Source organism: Candidatus Hakubella thermalkaliphila (assembly GCF_013281975.1).
Taxonomy (GTDB): domain Bacteria; phylum Actinomycetota; class Humimicrobiia; order Hakubellales; family Hakubellaceae; genus Hakubella; species Hakubella thermalkaliphila.
Genome location: NZ_BLRZ01000008.1, coordinates 1 through 16225 on the forward strand (window position 1 = coordinate 1; position 16225 = coordinate 16225).

A 16225-nucleotide genomic window follows, 5' to 3' on the forward strand; every position below is an offset into this window, starting at 1 on the left:
GGTAGGATCAAGAAACGGTTGTTGTAGGCAATGAGGTGGAGGTTCTTCTTTCGTAGCTGGGGGGACCATCCAATGAAGCGGTCTCGACATCCAATATGCCAGACACTTGAGCTATATCCTAGACAGGCTATAGGCCGGTCATGGGAGAAGGCGATGTATTTAAGCTTCTCGCCAACTGGTTGGGTGTATCCTAAATAATGGTATTGGTGAATCAGACTGTTGTAGAGTCTCTCATATTGGGTCTTGCGAACAGACCGTAATTCTATAGGCTGAACCTCTTCTATGTTACCTATGATAGGGCTTTGATCAACCTTGATGAGCTCAGGGGGTTGGCGGTTTAAGAGGGGGTTATTGATGATTCTTTTACAGGGAGGCAAGGCAATCAGGCCATCTCTCTGCAGTCTTAGGAGGAGCCCCCTACAGATCATATCCTTAAGGACACCATTGGGCTGTCTCCAATCCCATTGCCGACATAACTCTCTGGAGATAAACCAGCGGCTTTTATCGGGATTGTTAGCAATCAGGGTCTTGATAAAGATAATGTCTTTATGGGTTACCTTGCGACCATGATATACAACATCGAACTCCATGTGTTATGGTATATCACAATCTGGTTCTGAATTCCTAGATCAAAGGAATTTTGAACCGCTAGTTGGTCCGGCTTCACGATAAACATAGTATCCACTTTGTTCTGAGAGATGTCTATGGATACTCCTATCAGTAGATAGCGGAAATCCTGCGTCTCCCTTTAGGTACGGTTAAGAGCAATATTCTTCGACCTGGCTAAGGTGAGAGAGGACAAACTTGAGCCGCTTGTAATCCCCCCGGCAGTCAGGACACGAGCTTAAATGCTCCTTAATCTGTTCCTTTCTTACACTGGAGACATCATCTTCCAAATATTTAGGCAGATACTGGTCAACTAAAGAACAGTATGTTGTCCTCATCTCGATTTCTCTCTTCCCCTCGGCCTTTGAAAACCATATCCCGAAGAAGCCTTCTGGCTCGAAAAATATTGCTCTTAACCGTACCTAAAGGGAGACGCAGGATTTCCGCTATCTCCTGATAGGAGTATCCATAGACATCTCTCAGAACAAAGGGGATTCTATGTCTATCGTGAAGCCGGACCACCTCTCGGATCAAAATTTCTTTGATCTCGGAATTCAGACATTCTTCCTCCGGCAAGTCCCCTTTCTTACCTACTATTTGGGCCTCCAGGGCCTGGTAGCTCTCGCCTTCCAGATCTACGTTTCTATTTCTGTACCTTTTCCTGGATCTAAGCTCATCTATGCAGGTGTTGATGGTCAATCTGTAAAGCCAGGTACTAAAACTGGAGCGGCCAGCAAACTTGCCCAGAGAGAAGTAGAGTTTTATGAACACTTCCTGGCTGGCGTCATGAGCGTCAGCCGGGTTGCCCATCATGAAGAAAGCCGAAGTGTAGACCTCATGCTGATACCGTCGTACCAGGGTCTCGTAGGCTCCTTCGTCCCCCTCCCTGGCCAGGGTCAGAAGGGCCTCATCGTTCAATCGGCTGTACCTTATAGGGCTTTTCACGTCTCTTGCCGGACCTTTCACCTGAGAGCAACTCCTTTGACGCCGTGGATAGAAATAAGGTTGCAAGCTGAATACTAACCTTTTCGATCTCAGAACCTGCGCATAACCTGCTCATAGCCACAAAGTTAAGCCCGCTCCCAGAGATATCCCTACTCCGGGTAACGCTCCTGGAAAAACTGCGGTCAAAGAAGACTTTACCCTTGCAGTTCAGCCGGTCTCTCTATCAAAGTCACTTCAAATTGAAGCTCTTTATGATCTCGGGCCACAATAACTGTGACAGTTCCTCCAACACCCTTCTTTGCCAGGGCCTTAATCAGATCTCCATACCTCTTGATGTCTGTATCATCTACTTTAGTAATTATGTCTTCCTCTCTTATCCCGGCGCTATCGGCTGGGCCTCCTGGCTCGACATATTCGACCCGAAAGCCCTCCTCCAGGTCAAACTTTTCGGCAACCTCTTTGCTTATAGCTTCTCCCGCGATTCCCATGTAGGGATGGCTGGCTTTACCTTTCTCTATTAGTTGATCAGCAATACCCATAACCACATCGCTGGAGATGGCAAAGCCAAGACCTGCGTCCACTCCAGTAGGGGAAAGAATAGCGGTATTGATTCCTATCACCTGCCCTTTGCTATTGGAAAGAGCGCCACCACTGTTTCCAGGGTTGATGGCCGCATCGGTCTGGATCAGATCATAGTAGACCCTTCCCTCAATGTATTCCTGCCGCTGGACAGCACTGATCACACCCTGAGTTACAGTAGCCTCCAGCCCGAAGGGACTTCCGATGGCTACCGCAAGATCCCCAATCTGAAGACTTTCTGTAGAAGTAAACTCTGCTGCCGGGAGACCTACCTTATCTATTTTCAACATGGCCAGGTCGGTCAGCCTGTCCGCACCCACTACCTCGGCTTCCAACTCTTCCCCAGAGACCAGGACCACAGTTATTATGGGATTGACACCCTGAATCTGCTTTCCTACCACATGTTCGTTGGTCAATATGTAGCCATCGCTTCTATAAATGACGCCCGATCCCCCGCCAATATACTGGCGAGGAGCTCTCTGCGTCTCTGGCAGGAACAGTTTGACCTGGACGACGGAAGGGCCAACCTTTCTAGCTACAAAGACTACCGGATTTTCTACCCCTTCTTCTGGAGCAGGGGGCTTTTCTTTCCAGGTAGGCGGAGCTGCCCCCGGAGTACCTGGTTTCTCCTCCGGAGCAGATGGAGCCTCTCCGGTCGCAGTCGCCGAGGGCTCATCCTGGAACAACTCTACAGGCGATACCCCTTTCAGGCTGGCAACAGCGCCGATGGCAATAAAAGCCCCCAACCCCAGACAGAGCACAACCAGACCGAGGATAAGACACCCTCTGAGAAGGAAGGACGACCTTCCATCTCCCCCATAGAAATCATCAAATTCGGACAACTGAGGTCACCTCTCTAAGATATCTTTGGCACCCCACTGGTGGATAGCATGGTCCAAACCAGTAGATTGCATGGCCCAACTTCCCATGGCTCCAATGATTACTTCTCAATTTTACTACTTATCTGGGGAAAAGGGAATTTTCAATCTCTCCGTAATTGCTCTCCGTAATTGGGAAAGAATGGACAGGGTGCGTCCTTAGTCGCGGATGACTGACCTCATGATTAAGCTTGTAGCCAGGTCGTTATCTGAGGGCAAGGTTGATGTTATCAGTCTTCTCCCTTGAAAATAACATAATTTTCATGCGACGTGGTGCGCCGCGGCGCATGGGCGATTCCTTAAGGAAGCTCGGAAACTCGGTATCGCCCTCGGAATACCTGAGCGTCAAAAGAACGTTGCCTGGCAGGAGAGGAAGACAGCTCCTCAACTGGGCTCTACGTGAACCAACACAGCATCCACATCGGGTATGGCGCCTTTGACCCGGTCCTCGATGCGGCTAGAAGCCTCATGAACCTCACTAATGACGAGATTCTCATCGAAGAGGCAGTGCAGGGTGAGAGAAAGGTGGTCATTGACCTTGCGGACAGTCACCTCATGGCAGTCCTTGAGCGCCGCCTCTTCCCTGGCCACATTCTTAACCAGATTAACCATAGACCCCGAAGAGCTCGTAATATCCTCTCCAGAGGCCAGGAAGTGGAGATTCGACTCTATATGAGTCACCATAGCAATATTTTCCATCTCCGACCTTACAGTCTCCTCCAGGGAGTCAGCAATCTTATGGGCCTCTCCCAGGGTCAAGAGAGGAGTCACCGTGAGATGGAGGTCTAGATAGATTTTTCCCTCAATCTCGTGGGCCAAAATGTTGTGGACATCCAGAATGTCCGGAGTGCGGTCAGCCATAACTTTGATCCTGTCCACCAACTGTTCATCGCCCTCAGTAGGTTCAGTGTGCACCATCACATCAGCAGGGGGAATCTTGACGCAGATTCGCCTCTCTATCTCCAGGGCAACATCATGGGCACGCTCCAGACCTACGGCCCGATCGATATTTACATTAAGATCTACAAAGGACCTATTTCCTGAGCGGCGGAGCCTGACCCTCGGGCAATCTATCACTCCATCCACAGCTCTGACCTCTGCGGCAACCAATTCGACCATCTCTCGGGGAGCCCGGTCCAGAAGCACCTCTGCTGATCGTTTTCCCAGTCGTACGCTGGCCACCACCAGGGTGGCCACGACCAGAGCAGCAAGCGAGTCAGCAAGGGGAAGACCCAACCTGACCATAATAAGACCTAATATGACTACCGCTGAGCTTAGTACATCACTGCTGAAATTGAGGGCGCCAGCTTCCAGAGCCTGGCTTCCGTATTTCTTAGCTGTCCTGCGAAGGACTACGGAGCGATTGACGCTGATTATTATAGAGATACCCATGACGACAAAGGCATAAAGGGTTGCCTGGACGGCCACAGTTTTAAAAAACAATCGCTCCACAGCCTCATAGATGATCCAGCCGCAGGTGATGAGGAGCAGCCCTGCCTGTATAAGAGCTGAGAGGCTTTCCGCTTTGCCATGCCCATAAAGATGATCCTGATCAGCAGGCCGGTCGGAGACACGTACGGCAAAGTAAGTAATTGTAGCTGCGCCCAGATCGAGCCCTGAATCGGCCGCCTGGGATAGGATACCTAGACTACCAGTCAAAAGACCTATCACAAGCTTTGCGACCGTCAGAAAGGCGGCCGCAATAACTGAGCCGAGAGCAACTCTCTGTTTCTCCTTCTCCATCACCTTTTGGGTAGACATCAGCTAGCTTTTAGTCCTTTGGAATGTTATGTAGTTCGCTGATTATGAAATCGGCACGCACTGTTGACAATACCGAGCAACTATGATAATAATGTAACCCACTAGACCAGAAAAGTGAATAGGTGGCGTTGAAGAAGAGAAGTAAGCCTCACAATATAGAGCTACAGAGAGCCGATCTCTGGCTGAAAGTCGGCGCTTGAAAAGAGGCTGAACATGTCTTCGGAGCCTTCAGGAGAAAGGCTGATTCCCTGGTGGAGGGATCGCCGAGTAGACCTGAACGGAAGGTCCGTCAGGACGGTCCCCGTTACCAAGGACAGGAGTATAGGAGTTCCTTCTGTAGTTACCAGGATTTCGAGGTTTCTGGTCGAAATTCTGGAAGGCAAGAGCTTTGGCAATCAAGAGGATGCCTCTCCAAAAGAAGGGTTTCTGCACTCTGTGAGGTCGACACCGCCAGGTGTGGATGAAATTGGGTGGTACCACGAAGATTTCCCCTCTCGTCCCAAGACAGTCGAACTGTCTGGGCGAGAGGATTTTTGTTTTCAAGAGCGATTCAAGGAGGAAGCCATGAGCGGGGTTAGATCATCAAGAATTAGATCATTAAAATGCCGGGAGTGCGGCCGAGAGTACGAACTAGAACCACTTCATGTATGCGACTTCTGTTTCGGACCCCTGGAGGTGACCTACAATTATGAGGAGATCACCAGAAGCCTCACCAAAGAGAAGATCAGGAATGGACCTAAGTCTCTCTGGAGATATAAAGAACTCCTGCCCATAGAAACAGAAGATCCTCTGGACCTGGGGACCGGATTTACTCCCCTCATCAGGTCGACCAATCTGGCCAGGGAGCTGGGCCTCAAGGAGCTATACCTGAAAAACGACACCGTTAACCCTACCTTTTCTTTTAAGGACCGGGTGGTCTCAGTAGCCCTGACCAAGACCCGAGAGTTCGGCTACACCACGGTAGCCTGTGCTTCCACCGGCAATCTGGGCAACTCAGTAGCTGCTCATGCTGCCAAGGCAGGATTTGAGTCCTATATATTTATTCCTGCTGATCTGGAGAGGGGCAAAATCCTCACTTCAGCTATTTATGGGCCCAACCTCATCGGTGTAGAAGGAAGCTATGACGATGTCAATCGCCTCTGTAGCGAGATCGCCAATGAATACGACTGGGCCTTTGTTAACATCAATATCCGGCCCTATTACGCCGAGGGTTCCAAGACCCTGGCCTTCGAGACAGCGGAACAGTTGGGCTGGGTAGCTCCGGATCATGTGGTCATTCCCGTCGCCTCCGGATCCCTCCTAACTAAAATTCACAAGGGATTCGAAGAACTGCACCAGATTAGGTTCATACCCGACTCAAAGACCAGGATCTCCGGGGCCCAGGCAACTGGCTGTGCTCCAGTAGCTACCGCCTTTGCTAATCATACGTTCACCATAAGACCGGTCAAACCCAATACCATCGCCAAATCCATTGCCATTGGCAACCCGGCAGATGGCTATTACGCCCTTAAAGCAGTAACCGAAACGGGTGGTTTTGTGGAGTCCGTTACCGATGAGGAGCTGGTAGAAGGAATAAAGCTTCTGGCCAGAACTGAAGGGATATTCTCGGAGACGGCAGGAGGCGTGACTATCGGGGTCCTCAAGAAGCTGGTAGAGTCGGGAAAGATAGCTTCAGATGAGGTGATAGTGGCCTACATCACCGGGATAGGCCTCAAGACCGTAGAAGCGGTAGAAAATGCCCTGGAGGGCCTGCAGGTGATAAAACCCTCGGTGGCTGATTTTAACGATAAGATTCTGAGACGAAACCCTTCCCTGGGCCAGTAAGCCGAAATCGGCTACCGAAAGTTGTGCAAGATAGGCAAAAGCTGTAGGATAGCTGCAAAAAGAAAATAGAGCTCGCCAGTGAGGGGCTGACAGATTTTCTTTCGGGAGGTTCGGCAGGCTAGCTCTCGGCAGACTCCGTCGGTTGAGTGAGAGAGCACGCCAGGAGGGCTCAGGCGGACCAATTTGAGAGACAACAGCACTGTGCCATTCACTCGCATAAGTCACCAAAGGATAACGGGATAAAGACCATGGTCACTTCGGTGGATTTTCTCAAAAAGATCTCCTGTTTTGCCAGCCTGGAACCCAGCGATCTGGAGAAAATTAAAAGCCTGGTTTCTGAGAAAAGATTCCCTAGAAACGAGATAATCTTCTTGGAAGGAGATCCCTGTCCTGGCATGCATTTTGTGATATCTGGCCGGGTCAAGATCTTCAAGACGTCGGTGGAGGGCAAGGAACAGATATTGCGCATCATGGAGCCCTTTGACTCCTTCAACGATGTTCCCCTCTTCGATGGTGGCCCCAACCCGGCTTGCGCCCAGGCCATTGAGCCATCCGTCATCTATATAGTCCGAAAAGAAAATATGTTGTCCATAATCCGCGACTATCCTTCGGTGGCTCTGGCCCTGCTTCGGGTATTCGCACAAAGGCTGCGCCACCTGACTCTTCTGGTAGAGGGTCTGTCCTTCCGCCGGGTCACCAGTCGCCTGGCCAGGATCCTGCTCCAGTATGCAGAGGGGTACGGAGAGTCTCCCGCGAGAGCCACCAGCGTCACTCTCCAGAGTCCCCCAAGGGCTTTAGGGCTAAAGCAGCGCATTACCCAGCAAGAGCTGGCAGCTATGGTGGGCACAGCCAGGGAGGTGATCAGCCGCTCTCTCAAGACCCTGGAAGAAGAAGGAGCTATCAAGATGGAACGTCACAAGATCCTCATTCATGACCCTCAGCTTCTAAAGGAGATTTCGGATCGATCATAGATATTTCATTCCTTATAACCCTTCTTGAAAAAGCAAATTAGGCGGTATGTGACAAAAGTCACGGAAATATCCCGCCCATTCTTTCAGCATTAGAGCAGGAGGTTTTCCTGTATGGGTGAGACGGTTCAGTTTGAGGGCCTAAAAAGTTAAAAAAGGATGGTGAATAGATGGCAAAAGTAATTAGAAAAGTTATTAGGATTGATGAAGAAAAATGTGATGGGTGCGGGCTTTGCATTCCCTCTTGCCCTGAAGGAGCACTTCAGATTATTGACGGAAAAGCAAAACTTGTAAAAGAGAGTTTCTGCGACGGACTTGGTGCCTGTCTTGGCGAGTGTCCACAGGGCGCGTTGACTATCGAGGAAAAAGAGGTTGAAGAATACGACGAAGAAGGAGTAATTGCACATATTAAAGAAAAATCACCCGAACTTTTAGAAAAGCACTTGACCCATCTAAAAGAACATGCACATGAGCTTCCCAAATACCACTCTCATCCGAAGATAACCTCCTGTCCTTCTGCCCAGATGCTACACTGGGAAAAGAAAGAGGGGGAAGTAGAGGAAAAAGTGGAGGTTAGCTCTGAACTTCGCCAATGGCCAATACAAATCCATTTGGTTCCACCTTCTGCTCCCTATTTCCAGAACGCAGATCTAATCTTAGTTGCCGATTGTGTTCCTTTTGCCTGTGCCAATTTCCATCAGGATTTCCTAAAGGGAAAAGCGATCGCTATTGGTTGCCCTAAGCTTGATGATGTTGACGCTTACGTAGAAAAGGTTACCCAAATATTAAAAACAGCCAATCCTAAGAGTTTAAAAGTTGTCCATATGGAAGTTCCTTGTTGTTTCGGACTTCTTCATATTGCTCAGGAGGCTATAAACAAAAGTGGGAAAGATATTTGTTTTGACAGTGTAATAATTGGGATAAACGGTAAGGTAGTGGACAAGAAGGCAGTCAACGTCTAATGCCGGGCCTTCTTATCAGAAAGGAGATAGCTATGGCACTCAAAATCTTCGAAGACTGCGTCGCCTGCGGGGCCTGTGAGCCTGTATGTCCCAATCAGGCCATCTCGGAAGGTGACCCCCTTTATGTGATCGACCCTGAGAAGTGCACGGAATGCGTGGGTTTTTACGATGAGCCCCAATGTGTCCCGGTCTGCCCCGTGGACTGCATCCATCCTGATCCTGGCTATCGGGAGACCAAAGAAGAACTGCTGCAGAAGAAGGAACGCCTACAGGCATCCTGATTCCTGAGAGGGGTCGAAAGGCCCCTCTCCTTACCCCGAATCTATCTAGAAAGACAGAGGACAAATGACAGCACGGGGTGAGACAAAGGTCACTGACACCCGCGACTCTGAGGGGTTATCTATAGATAGAAAGAGTTTCATTAGTGTGCAGTGTAAGGACAGAATCTCCTAATTCGTATAGCCTTAACGAAACTAGAAGTATGAAATGGCCACAACAGTGCCAGAAATAGACAATCAAAAATGTACCGGCTGCGGCGACTGTGTGGAGGCCTGTCCTTCCCACGCCGTGGAATTGGATCATGGCCAAGCCATAATTGCCAGGCCTGATGACTGTAACTATTGCACCGAGTGCGAGACACTCTGCCCGGAAGGGGCCATAAGCTGCCCCTTCGAGATAGTCATGGATGTATGAATGGCCAGAGAGCTGAGGACAGACTGGCGGTGTTGGCTTACATCTCTCCTCGACCTTAGGCTAAAGGATGACAGCATGACTGTTCCAAAACACTGCCCTGGCAGCAGCACTTTTAAAGAGCCGGTACCTGAATATATGAGTTGCCCGAAATGTGGCACAGAAGTGGAGATATGGTCCGATGAGGTATGTCTGCCCTGTCCAAACTGCAAGACCATAGTGTTTAAGGACAGGAGCCCCTCGTGCCTGGACTGGTGTGCTTTCGCCAGAGAGTGTTTTGGTCCAGAGGTGTATGAGCGGCTTAAGGGCTCGACTTCTAAGGAATCAAAAAGTTAATCTACGGGAGGCGAAAAGTAAGCTTTGCCAGGCTAATTATATCAGGAGACTACTATGCAAGAGATTACACGCCGGGAATTTGTGAAAATGGGTATGGCTTCCATGGCCGGTCTTTTTCTAAGAGGGCTAGAGCTTTCCTCTTTGCAATTTGTCCCTGAGGTCGATAACCCTCTGGATTCTTACCCCGAGAGAGGTTGGGAGAAGATCTACCGCGATCAATTCAGATACGACTCTACCTTCCACTTTTTGTGTGCTCCGAACGATACCCATAACTGCCTTTTGCGGGCCTATGTGAAAAATGGGGTTGTCACAAGAATTGGCCCAAGTTATGGCTATGGCAAAGCCAGAGATGTTTATGGAAATCAAGCCTCCCACAGATGGGATCCACGGTGCTGCCAAAAAGGTCTTGCCCTCGTCCGCAGGTTCTACGGCCCCAGGAGAGTAAAGAATCATTTCGTGAGAAAGGGATTCAAAGAGTAGTATGATGCCGGTTTTCCACGAGACGAAGCTGGAAGAATTCCGCCACAATCTCTAAACCGTGGAAAAGAACCCTTTGTAAAAGTTAGCTTTGAAGAAGCCTGTGAAATTGTCGCCCAGACCACGGTGAATATTGCCACCACTTACTCGGGTGATAAGGGAACCGAACTGCTTAGGAAGCAGGACTACGACGAAGCGATGATTGAAGCGATGAAGGGAGCCGGCACCCAGGTACTGAAGCTTCGTGGTGGCATGCCTCTCCTGGGTGCCACGCGAATCTTCGGGCTCTATCGCTTTGCCAACTCACTGGCCCTCTTGGACGCTAAGATGCGGCAGGTGGACCAAGAAGCCGCCCTCGGTGCCAGGGCATGGGATAACTATTCCGGGCACACCGATCTGCCGCCGGGACATACCATGACTTGCGGCCAGCAAACCATAGGTTTCGATTTAGCCACGGCAGAAAATGCCGCTATGGTCGTTGGCTGGGGAATGAACTGGATTGTCACCAAGATGCCCGATGGGCACTGGCTCACTGAGGCACGGCTTAAGGGAACAAGGGTCGTAACAGTTGCCTGCGAATATCAAGCCACCTCCAACAAGGCCGATGAGGTGATCCTGCTCCGCCCAGGAAGCGACCCGGCATTTGCTTTGGGTCTGGCCCAGGTTATTATCCAGGAGAAGCTATACGATGCGGAATTTGTGAAAGGGCATACCGATCTGCCTTTGCTGGTGCGGATGGACACCCTCAAACTTTTAAAGCCACAGGATTTGATTCAGGATTACAAACCGAAAGGGTTGAAAGACACCCAGATACTTAAAGCAGAGGAGAGAGCGCCTCTGGCTACTAAACAGGATCGGCAAATCATCACCGAAAGTCTGCGTAATGAGTGGAGCGACTTTGTGGCCTGGAATCTGGACACCAACCAGCCAGAAGTGATTACCCGGGATGAGGCCGGCCTGGCCAAGAACCTGGCCCTGGAGGGCGAATTTACCGTTGATACCCTCGATGGTAAGAAAGTAAAAGTGCGGCCGGTTTTTGACCTCCTGAGAGAGCACGCCTCCTACTTTACACCTGAGGTCGTGAGCAACATCTGCCATGTGAATCAGGAGGCAGTCTTGTGGCTGGCGAGAGAGATCGCCAAAAACAAAGCCAAAACCCTGGTTCCGGTGGGAATGGGTCCCAACCATTTCTTTAACAATGACCTGAAAGACCGGGCCATCTTCTTGGTTTGCGCTTTGACCAGGAACATTGGATTTCACAGTGGCAATATCGGCAGTTATGCCGGGAACTATCGGGGTGCCTATTTTAACGGCGAGCCTACATATATTGGAGAGGACCCTTTTGACATCGAATTGGATCCGTCAAAAGCGTCACGCGTAAAATTCTACTACAAAATGGAATCGGCTCACTACTATAACTATGGGGACCGGCCACTGCGGCTAGGCAACAAACTCTTTACCGGGAAAAGCCATGTACCCACGCCGACCAAATTCGTCTGGTTTAGCAACAGTAACTCCATACTGGGCAATACGAAATGGCATCACGATTTTGTGGTGAACACCCTGCCGAAGACCGAATGTGTCGTCGTGAGTGAGTGGTGGTGGACAGCTTCTTGCGAATATGCCGATGTAGTTTTCGCCGTGGATTCATGGGCAGAGCTAAAATACCCCGATATGACCACTTCGCCTACCAATCCATTCTGCCAGGTTTTCCCGCGGACACCACTTAAAAGGGTGCATGACACGCAAGGAGATATAGAGGTGTTGGCCGGCGTGGGTAAAGCCCTGAGCAGACTCACCGGTGATAAAAGATTCGAAGATTACTGGAAATTTGTTTATGACAGTAAGGTGGAAGTGTACTTGCAGAGAATCATTGATAACTCAACAACTCTAAAGGGATACAAATCGCCCGTGCACCGCGGCGCACCACGTCGCATGAAAATTGGGTTATTTTCAAGGGAGATTGAAGAACTGGAAGAGAATGCAAAGGGCGGGGTTCCGGCTCTCTTGATGACCCGTACCTATCCCAAAATCATGGGTTGGGAACAGTCTAACGAAAACAAACCCCATTACACGAAATCAGGACGGATGGAGTTTTACCGTGACGAAGATGAATTCATTGAGCACGGCGAAAATATCCCTGTTCATCGTGAGCCTGTGGACGGCACTTTTTATGAACCAAATACGATTGTTTGCGGGGCAACGGCCTTGATCAGACCCAAAGGCCCCGAGGATTATGAATTGTCTCGAGACGACCTCTCTATGGAAGTGCGGCAGGTACGAAATGTGGTGATTGCTCCGGCCGAGGTTACGAAAACCGTTCATCCTCGGCGGAAAGACGGTTTCACCTTGATTTACATTACACCAAAATACCGCCACGGCGCCCATACAACGCCAGTGGATCTAGACCTCATGGCGTTGTGGTTTGGTCCTTTCGGGGACATCTACCGCCGAGACAAAAGGATGCCCTGGGTGGGAGAAGGGTACGTTGACGTAAATCCCGAAGATGCCCGGGAACTGGGGATAAACGATGGAGACTATGTATGGGTTGATGCCGATCCTGAAGATAGACCATTCAGGGGATGGCAGGGAAAGCCAGAAGATTATAAAGTTCATCGTGCCCTAATGCGGGCGCGCTATTACCTGGGACTTCCTCGAGGCGTGGCGCGGTCCTGGTTTAATATGTTTGTTGCTACCTACGGTTCTGTAGAAGGGCAGGAAAAGAATCCCGACCAGCTAGCCAGAAACCCGCGCACAGGTTATCAGGCTATGTTTAGAGCTGGTTCTCACCAATCGGCGGTGCGGGCCTGGCTACGCCCCACTCTCATGACCGACTCCTTAGCGCGCAAAGGATTATTCGGGCAGGTGATAGGAAAAGGGTTCGCCCCAGACATTCACTGCACGGTTGGCGCACCTAAAGAATCGTTGGTGAAACTTACTAAAGCAGAAGATGGGGGAATTGAGGGAGCTAGATTGTGGAGACCGGCCAGCTTGGGCCTGCGGCCAACCTACGAGAGTGAGACCATGAAGAAATTCATGAAAGGAGGATTTGTAACGGGGACATGATACCTAAAGTGTATAACTGGCAACTAAAGAGAAAAATAGCTTACAAATCACCCATGCGGCGCACCGCACCACGTCGCATGAAAATTGGTTATTTTCAAGGGAGTACCAGGAAAGCCGTCCGGACAGACAGGTTGCTTGGATCTTTGATACAAACAAGTGCATTGCCTGCCAGACTTGCACCATTGCCTGTAAGAATGCCTGGACCTCTGGCCGAGGACAGGAGTACATGTTCTGGAATAATGTGGAGACCAAGCCCTGGGGATTCTACCCCCTTAGCTGGGATGTTCGACTTCTGGAGATGCTGGGGCCGCAGATCTGGCCAGGCGACAAATATGCCGGGAAGACCATCTTTGAAGACGGGCCTTACGGTGAGGAAATCCTGGGGTTCATGCCGAAGGAAGAGGACTATCAATTTCCCAATATTGGCGAGGACGAGGTAAGCGACCCTATCAAAGATGGCGATTTTATACGAATCCCCCAGCAACCCTGGATGTTCTATTTGCCAAGAATATGTAATCATTGCACCTATCCGGCTTGCCTTGCGGCCTGCCCCATAAAAGCAATTTATAAAAGGAAAGAAGACGGTGTTGTTCTGATTGATCAGAAAAGGTGCCGTGGATATCGGGAATGCGTAAGCGCCTGCCCCTATAAGAAAACATTCTTTAGGGCCTATACCGGAAAGGCAGAAAAATGTATCGCCTGCTATTCTGCAGTTGAACAAGGTGAACAGACCCAGTGTGTAGTCACTTGTATCGGCAGGATCAGGGTGTTTGGCTTTATAAGTAGATGGAATGAGCCGAAAGAGGATAGCCCCATTGACTATCTGGTACACATCAAAAAAATTGCCCTTCCTCTTTACCCGCAGTTTGGACTGGAGCCAAATGTGTACTATATTCCGCCCATCAATGTGCCAGAGGAATTCAATAGACAACTGTTTGGTCCTGGCGCTAAAAATGCCGTTGAGCTTTATAAAAAGGGCCATGAAGACAAGAAACTTGTTGGCCTTTTGATGCTTTTTGGCGCCACGGAGAAAATCGTCAGTTCATTCAAGGTGGAAGGCGCTATAGACGATGGTTACTGCTTCGGTTACGACGATAGGGGCACAGAGCTGGTCAAGGTTCCCTTAAAAGAGCCAATCCTTGTCAGGAAGGAATACGATGAACAAAGGGATGTCTACAGGGTCAGTGTCACTTGATCTCGATAGAGAGCGTATACTCAAGTATAAGAGGTTGGCAGTAGCGCTCTCTTACCCGGATGGTGATTTTATGGTCTTCTTTCCGGAACTGTCTCCCTGGAGAGACGAGCTGGTTGCTGAGTATGATCGGCTCTTTCGGGTAGATGAGATCTGGCTTTACGGTACAGAGCACCTGGCGGAAAACGAGTTTCAAAGAGCAAGTATGTTGGCCGACATTATGGGCTTTTATCGCGCCTTTGGCCTGGAGCCGAGTAAAGATAGGCCAGATTCGCTAGCCTGTGAATTGGAATTCATGCATTACCTTATCTTTAAGAGGCTTTACGCGCTTGAAAGCAACCATATTGCCCATGCGCCAGAGAAAGCCCTTGTCTGTCTCGATGCTCAGAAGAAATTCTTCACTGAGCATCTCTATTCCGCAGCCAAGAAGATAGCCGGATCAATCATCTCTCAGACCGAGAATGCTTTCTACCGGGAAATTGCGCAGGAAATGCTCACCTTTTTGGAGTCTGAGGCAAGATTTTTGGAGAGGGATGTCTAGATGCGACTGACCAAGAAGACTATTCTTCTGATCGCCATTATCTCAGTAATATCCTTTTTGGCCCTGGTTTACTATGGCTTAAGTCATGCCAGAGGAGTCCCGGTAGTTATTGAGAAGCCAGAAAGGGTGATTTTAGAAGTGCCCTTCATTAGTAAAGATATTGATTTGACCAAAGGCATTTCTTTGCCTGAATGGGAAACCATCCCCTCCCAAGAGGTAGAGCTGATGTATCAGGTTATGGTGTTACCCTGGGGGAAGAGTCTGGTATCGCCTGTTACGGTAAGGGCATTCCATAATGGTGAAGAAATCTATTTTTATATGAGCTGGAAGGATGACAGTGAGAACAGAAATATAGACGTAGACGAGTTTTCCGATGCCGCCGCCATTATGTTTCCTCTAGCAGATGAGGTTCCACCGTCCACGATCATGATGGGTTTTATGGGCAACCCTGGAGCCAACATCTGGCAGTGGAAGGCCAGCCAGGATACAGAATATTGGTTAAAAGAACTGCCAGAAACCGAGGCCTATTCAGATTTTTATTATCCTTTTGAAGAACAGGAGGTTCTGGTTGTCTCTAAGGAGGTCCCCAGGTCAGCAGTCAATGACCTTATCGCCAGAGGGGTGGGCACGATTACCCCCAAAGAGACCCAGAATGTACTGGGCCGAGGGCTCTGGGATAAAGGGACCTGGTATGTAGTGTTTAGACGTTCCCTTAAGCCAACTGACCCTCAGCTTGACGCTGCATTTAGCCCTGGGGGGGGGAAGCTTTCTGCCTTTGCCATTTGGAACGGTGCAAAGGGTGATCGGGGAGGCAGAAAGTCTATTTCAGATTGGGTAGAGTTGGAGATCAAAGGTGAAGAATAAGATAATCGTAATGCTTTCCTTGGGTGGACTATTCATATTGCTTATTTTAGCCGGACTTCCCTCTCCAGCCTCTGCCCATCATTCTCCAGCATGCTTAATCACGAGAGCTAAGGACTCACCAAAACTTCCCTCTCCCACCTCTGCCCAGGCTCCAGAAGAAAAGCTTTTTGAAATTAAGGCCAGGAATTTTGTTTTTACGCCTAACGTTATTCAGGTCAACCAGGGAGACCTGGTCAGGATCCGTCTTATAAGTGAAGATGTGCATCATGGTTTATATCTGGATGGATATGAGATCCAGACCTCTGCCCTGCCAGGGCAAGAGGGGACCCTTACCTTTGTTGCCAACAAAACCGGGCGGTTTACGTTCCGGTGTTCTGTTACTTGTGGAGAATTTCACCCTTATATGGTTGGCTATTTAGTAGTTGAGCCAAATTCACCCTTCTTTATCTATGTGTTTTTAACCATAGCTTTGGCCTTAGCCAACCTGGCATTTGTGGTCTTGAGGAGATCCTGATCCGTTTGCCTCCCACCCCCTG

At 49.6% G+C, this 16225-nt stretch carries 17 protein-coding genes; 11 read left to right on the plus strand and 6 right to left on the minus strand.

Going from position 1 to position 16225, the window contains the following annotated elements:
- The 6 genes from HW443_RS01525 to HW443_RS01550 form a co-directional block, all read right to left on the minus strand.
- Window positions 1–590: Druantia anti-phage system protein DruA (locus HW443_RS01525; protein ID WP_176237842.1), on the minus strand; the 590-nt coding region annotated here is incomplete at its 3' end.
- A 168-nt stretch (window positions 591–758) separates the two neighbouring features.
- Window positions 759–944: an anti-sigma factor family protein gene (locus HW443_RS13765; protein WP_176237843.1), complete on the minus strand. Its 186-nt coding sequence runs from the start codon at window positions 942–944 to the stop codon at window positions 759–761.
- Window positions 916–1572: an RNA polymerase sigma factor gene (locus HW443_RS01535; protein ID WP_176226673.1), complete on the minus strand. Its 657-nt coding sequence runs from the start codon at window positions 1570–1572 to the stop codon at window positions 916–918. Before HW443_RS01535 ends, HW443_RS13765 begins: the two co-directional genes overlap by 29 nt.
- Window positions 1573–1745: 173 nt before the next feature.
- Complete coding sequence (locus tag HW443_RS01540; protein ID WP_176235782.1) at window positions 1746–2972, minus strand: S1C family serine protease; 1227 nt, start codon at window positions 2970–2972, stop codon at window positions 1746–1748.
- Window positions 2973–3213: 241 nt separating this feature from the next.
- Window positions 3214–3357 carry a hypothetical protein gene (locus tag HW443_RS01545; protein WP_176235783.1) on the minus strand — a complete coding sequence of 48 codons (144 nt, stop codon included), beginning with the start codon at window positions 3355–3357 and terminating at the stop codon, window positions 3214–3216.
- A gap of 35 nt (window positions 3358–3392) precedes the next feature.
- Window positions 3393–4769, minus strand: coding sequence for a cation-efflux pump (locus tag HW443_RS01550; RefSeq protein WP_176237844.1), 1377 nt, complete (start codon window positions 4767–4769; stop codon window positions 3393–3395).
- 564 nt (window positions 4770–5333) lie between these two features.
- On the opposite strand from HW443_RS01550, the gene HW443_RS01555 reads away from it, so the two are divergent.
- The 11 genes from HW443_RS01555 (at window position 5334) to HW443_RS01600 (ending at window position 16203) form a co-directional block, all read left to right on the plus strand.
- Complete coding sequence (locus tag HW443_RS01555) at window positions 5334–6593, plus strand: threonine synthase (protein ID WP_176235785.1); 1260 nt, start codon at window positions 5334–5336, stop codon at window positions 6591–6593.
- Window positions 6594–6739: 146 nt separating this feature from the next.
- Window positions 6740–7564: a Crp/Fnr family transcriptional regulator gene (locus tag HW443_RS01560; protein WP_176231674.1), complete on the plus strand. Its 825-nt coding sequence runs from the start codon at window positions 6740–6742 to the stop codon at window positions 7562–7564.
- Window positions 7565–7731: 167 nt separating this feature from the next.
- A complete protein-coding gene (locus tag HW443_RS01565) occupies window positions 7732–8523 on the plus strand; it encodes an ATP-binding protein (protein WP_176231673.1) in 792 nt (263 codons plus the stop codon).
- 32 nt (window positions 8524–8555) lie between these two features.
- Window positions 8556–8804: a YfhL family 4Fe-4S dicluster ferredoxin gene (locus HW443_RS01570; protein WP_176231672.1), complete on the plus strand. Its 249-nt coding sequence runs from the start codon at window positions 8556–8558 to the stop codon at window positions 8802–8804.
- 205 nt (window positions 8805–9009) lie between these two features.
- On the plus strand, window positions 9010–9216 hold the full coding sequence (locus tag HW443_RS01575) for an ATP-binding protein (protein WP_176227013.1): 207 nt from the start codon (window positions 9010–9012) through the stop codon (window positions 9214–9216).
- 387 nt (window positions 9217–9603) lie between these two features.
- Window positions 9604–10029 (plus strand): hypothetical protein, encoded by a 426-nt coding sequence (locus HW443_RS13235; protein WP_258188933.1) that lies wholly within the window; start codon window positions 9604–9606, stop codon window positions 10027–10029.
- Between the two features lie 195 nt (window positions 10030–10224).
- Complete coding sequence (locus HW443_RS01580; RefSeq protein ID WP_258188932.1) at window positions 10225–13092, plus strand: molybdopterin-dependent oxidoreductase; 2868 nt, start codon at window positions 10225–10227, stop codon at window positions 13090–13092.
- A 226-nt stretch (window positions 13093–13318) separates the two neighbouring features.
- A complete protein-coding gene (locus HW443_RS01585; protein WP_308748297.1) occupies window positions 13319–14287 on the plus strand; it encodes a 4Fe-4S dicluster domain-containing protein in 969 nt (322 codons plus the stop codon).
- Window positions 14250–14825 carry a TorD/DmsD family molecular chaperone gene (locus HW443_RS01590; protein WP_176237845.1) on the plus strand — a complete coding sequence of 192 codons (576 nt, stop codon included), beginning with the start codon at window positions 14250–14252 and terminating at the stop codon, window positions 14823–14825. Before HW443_RS01585 ends, HW443_RS01590 begins: the two co-directional genes overlap by 38 nt.
- On the plus strand, window positions 14826–15689 hold the full coding sequence (locus HW443_RS01595) for an ethylbenzene dehydrogenase-related protein (protein WP_176237846.1): 864 nt from the start codon (window positions 14826–14828) through the stop codon (window positions 15687–15689). It begins immediately after the preceding gene.
- Window positions 15679–16203, plus strand: coding sequence for a cupredoxin domain-containing protein (locus tag HW443_RS01600; protein WP_176233187.1), 525 nt, complete (start codon window positions 15679–15681; stop codon window positions 16201–16203). The genes HW443_RS01595 and HW443_RS01600 overlap by 11 nt, the downstream gene beginning before the upstream one ends.
- Window positions 16204–16225 lie beyond the last annotated feature (22 nt).

Coding starts and splice junctions, on each gene's coding strand:
- HW443_RS13765 (WP_176237843.1), bottom strand. CDS start 944: ATGAGGACAACATACTGTTCTTTAGTTGACCAGTATCTGCCTAAATAT.
- HW443_RS01550 (WP_176237844.1), bottom strand. CDS start 4,769: ATGTCTACCCAAAAGGTGATGGAGAAGGAGAAACAGAGAGTTGCTCTC.
- HW443_RS01585 (WP_308748297.1), top strand. CDS start 13,319: ATGTTCTGGAATAATGTGGAGACCAAGCCCTGGGGATTCTACCCCCTT.
- HW443_RS01590 (WP_176237845.1), top strand. CDS start 14,250: ATGAACAAAGGGATGTCTACAGGGTCAGTGTCACTTGATCTCGATAGA.
- HW443_RS01570 (WP_176231672.1), top strand. CDS start 8,556: ATGGCACTCAAAATCTTCGAAGACTGCGTCGCCTGCGGGGCCTGTGAG.
- HW443_RS01555 (WP_176235785.1), top strand. CDS start 5,334: ATGAGCGGGGTTAGATCATCAAGAATTAGATCATTAAAATGCCGGGAG.
- HW443_RS01595 (WP_176237846.1), top strand. CDS start 14,826: ATGCGACTGACCAAGAAGACTATTCTTCTGATCGCCATTATCTCAGTA.
- HW443_RS01580 (WP_258188932.1), top strand. CDS start 10,225: ATGATTGAAGCGATGAAGGGAGCCGGCACCCAGGTACTGAAGCTTCGT.
- HW443_RS13235 (WP_258188933.1), top strand. CDS start 9,604: ATGCAAGAGATTACACGCCGGGAATTTGTGAAAATGGGTATGGCTTCC.
- HW443_RS01575 (WP_176227013.1), top strand. CDS start 9,010: ATGGCCACAACAGTGCCAGAAATAGACAATCAAAAATGTACCGGCTGC.
- HW443_RS01565 (WP_176231673.1), top strand. CDS start 7,732: ATGGCAAAAGTAATTAGAAAAGTTATTAGGATTGATGAAGAAAAATGT.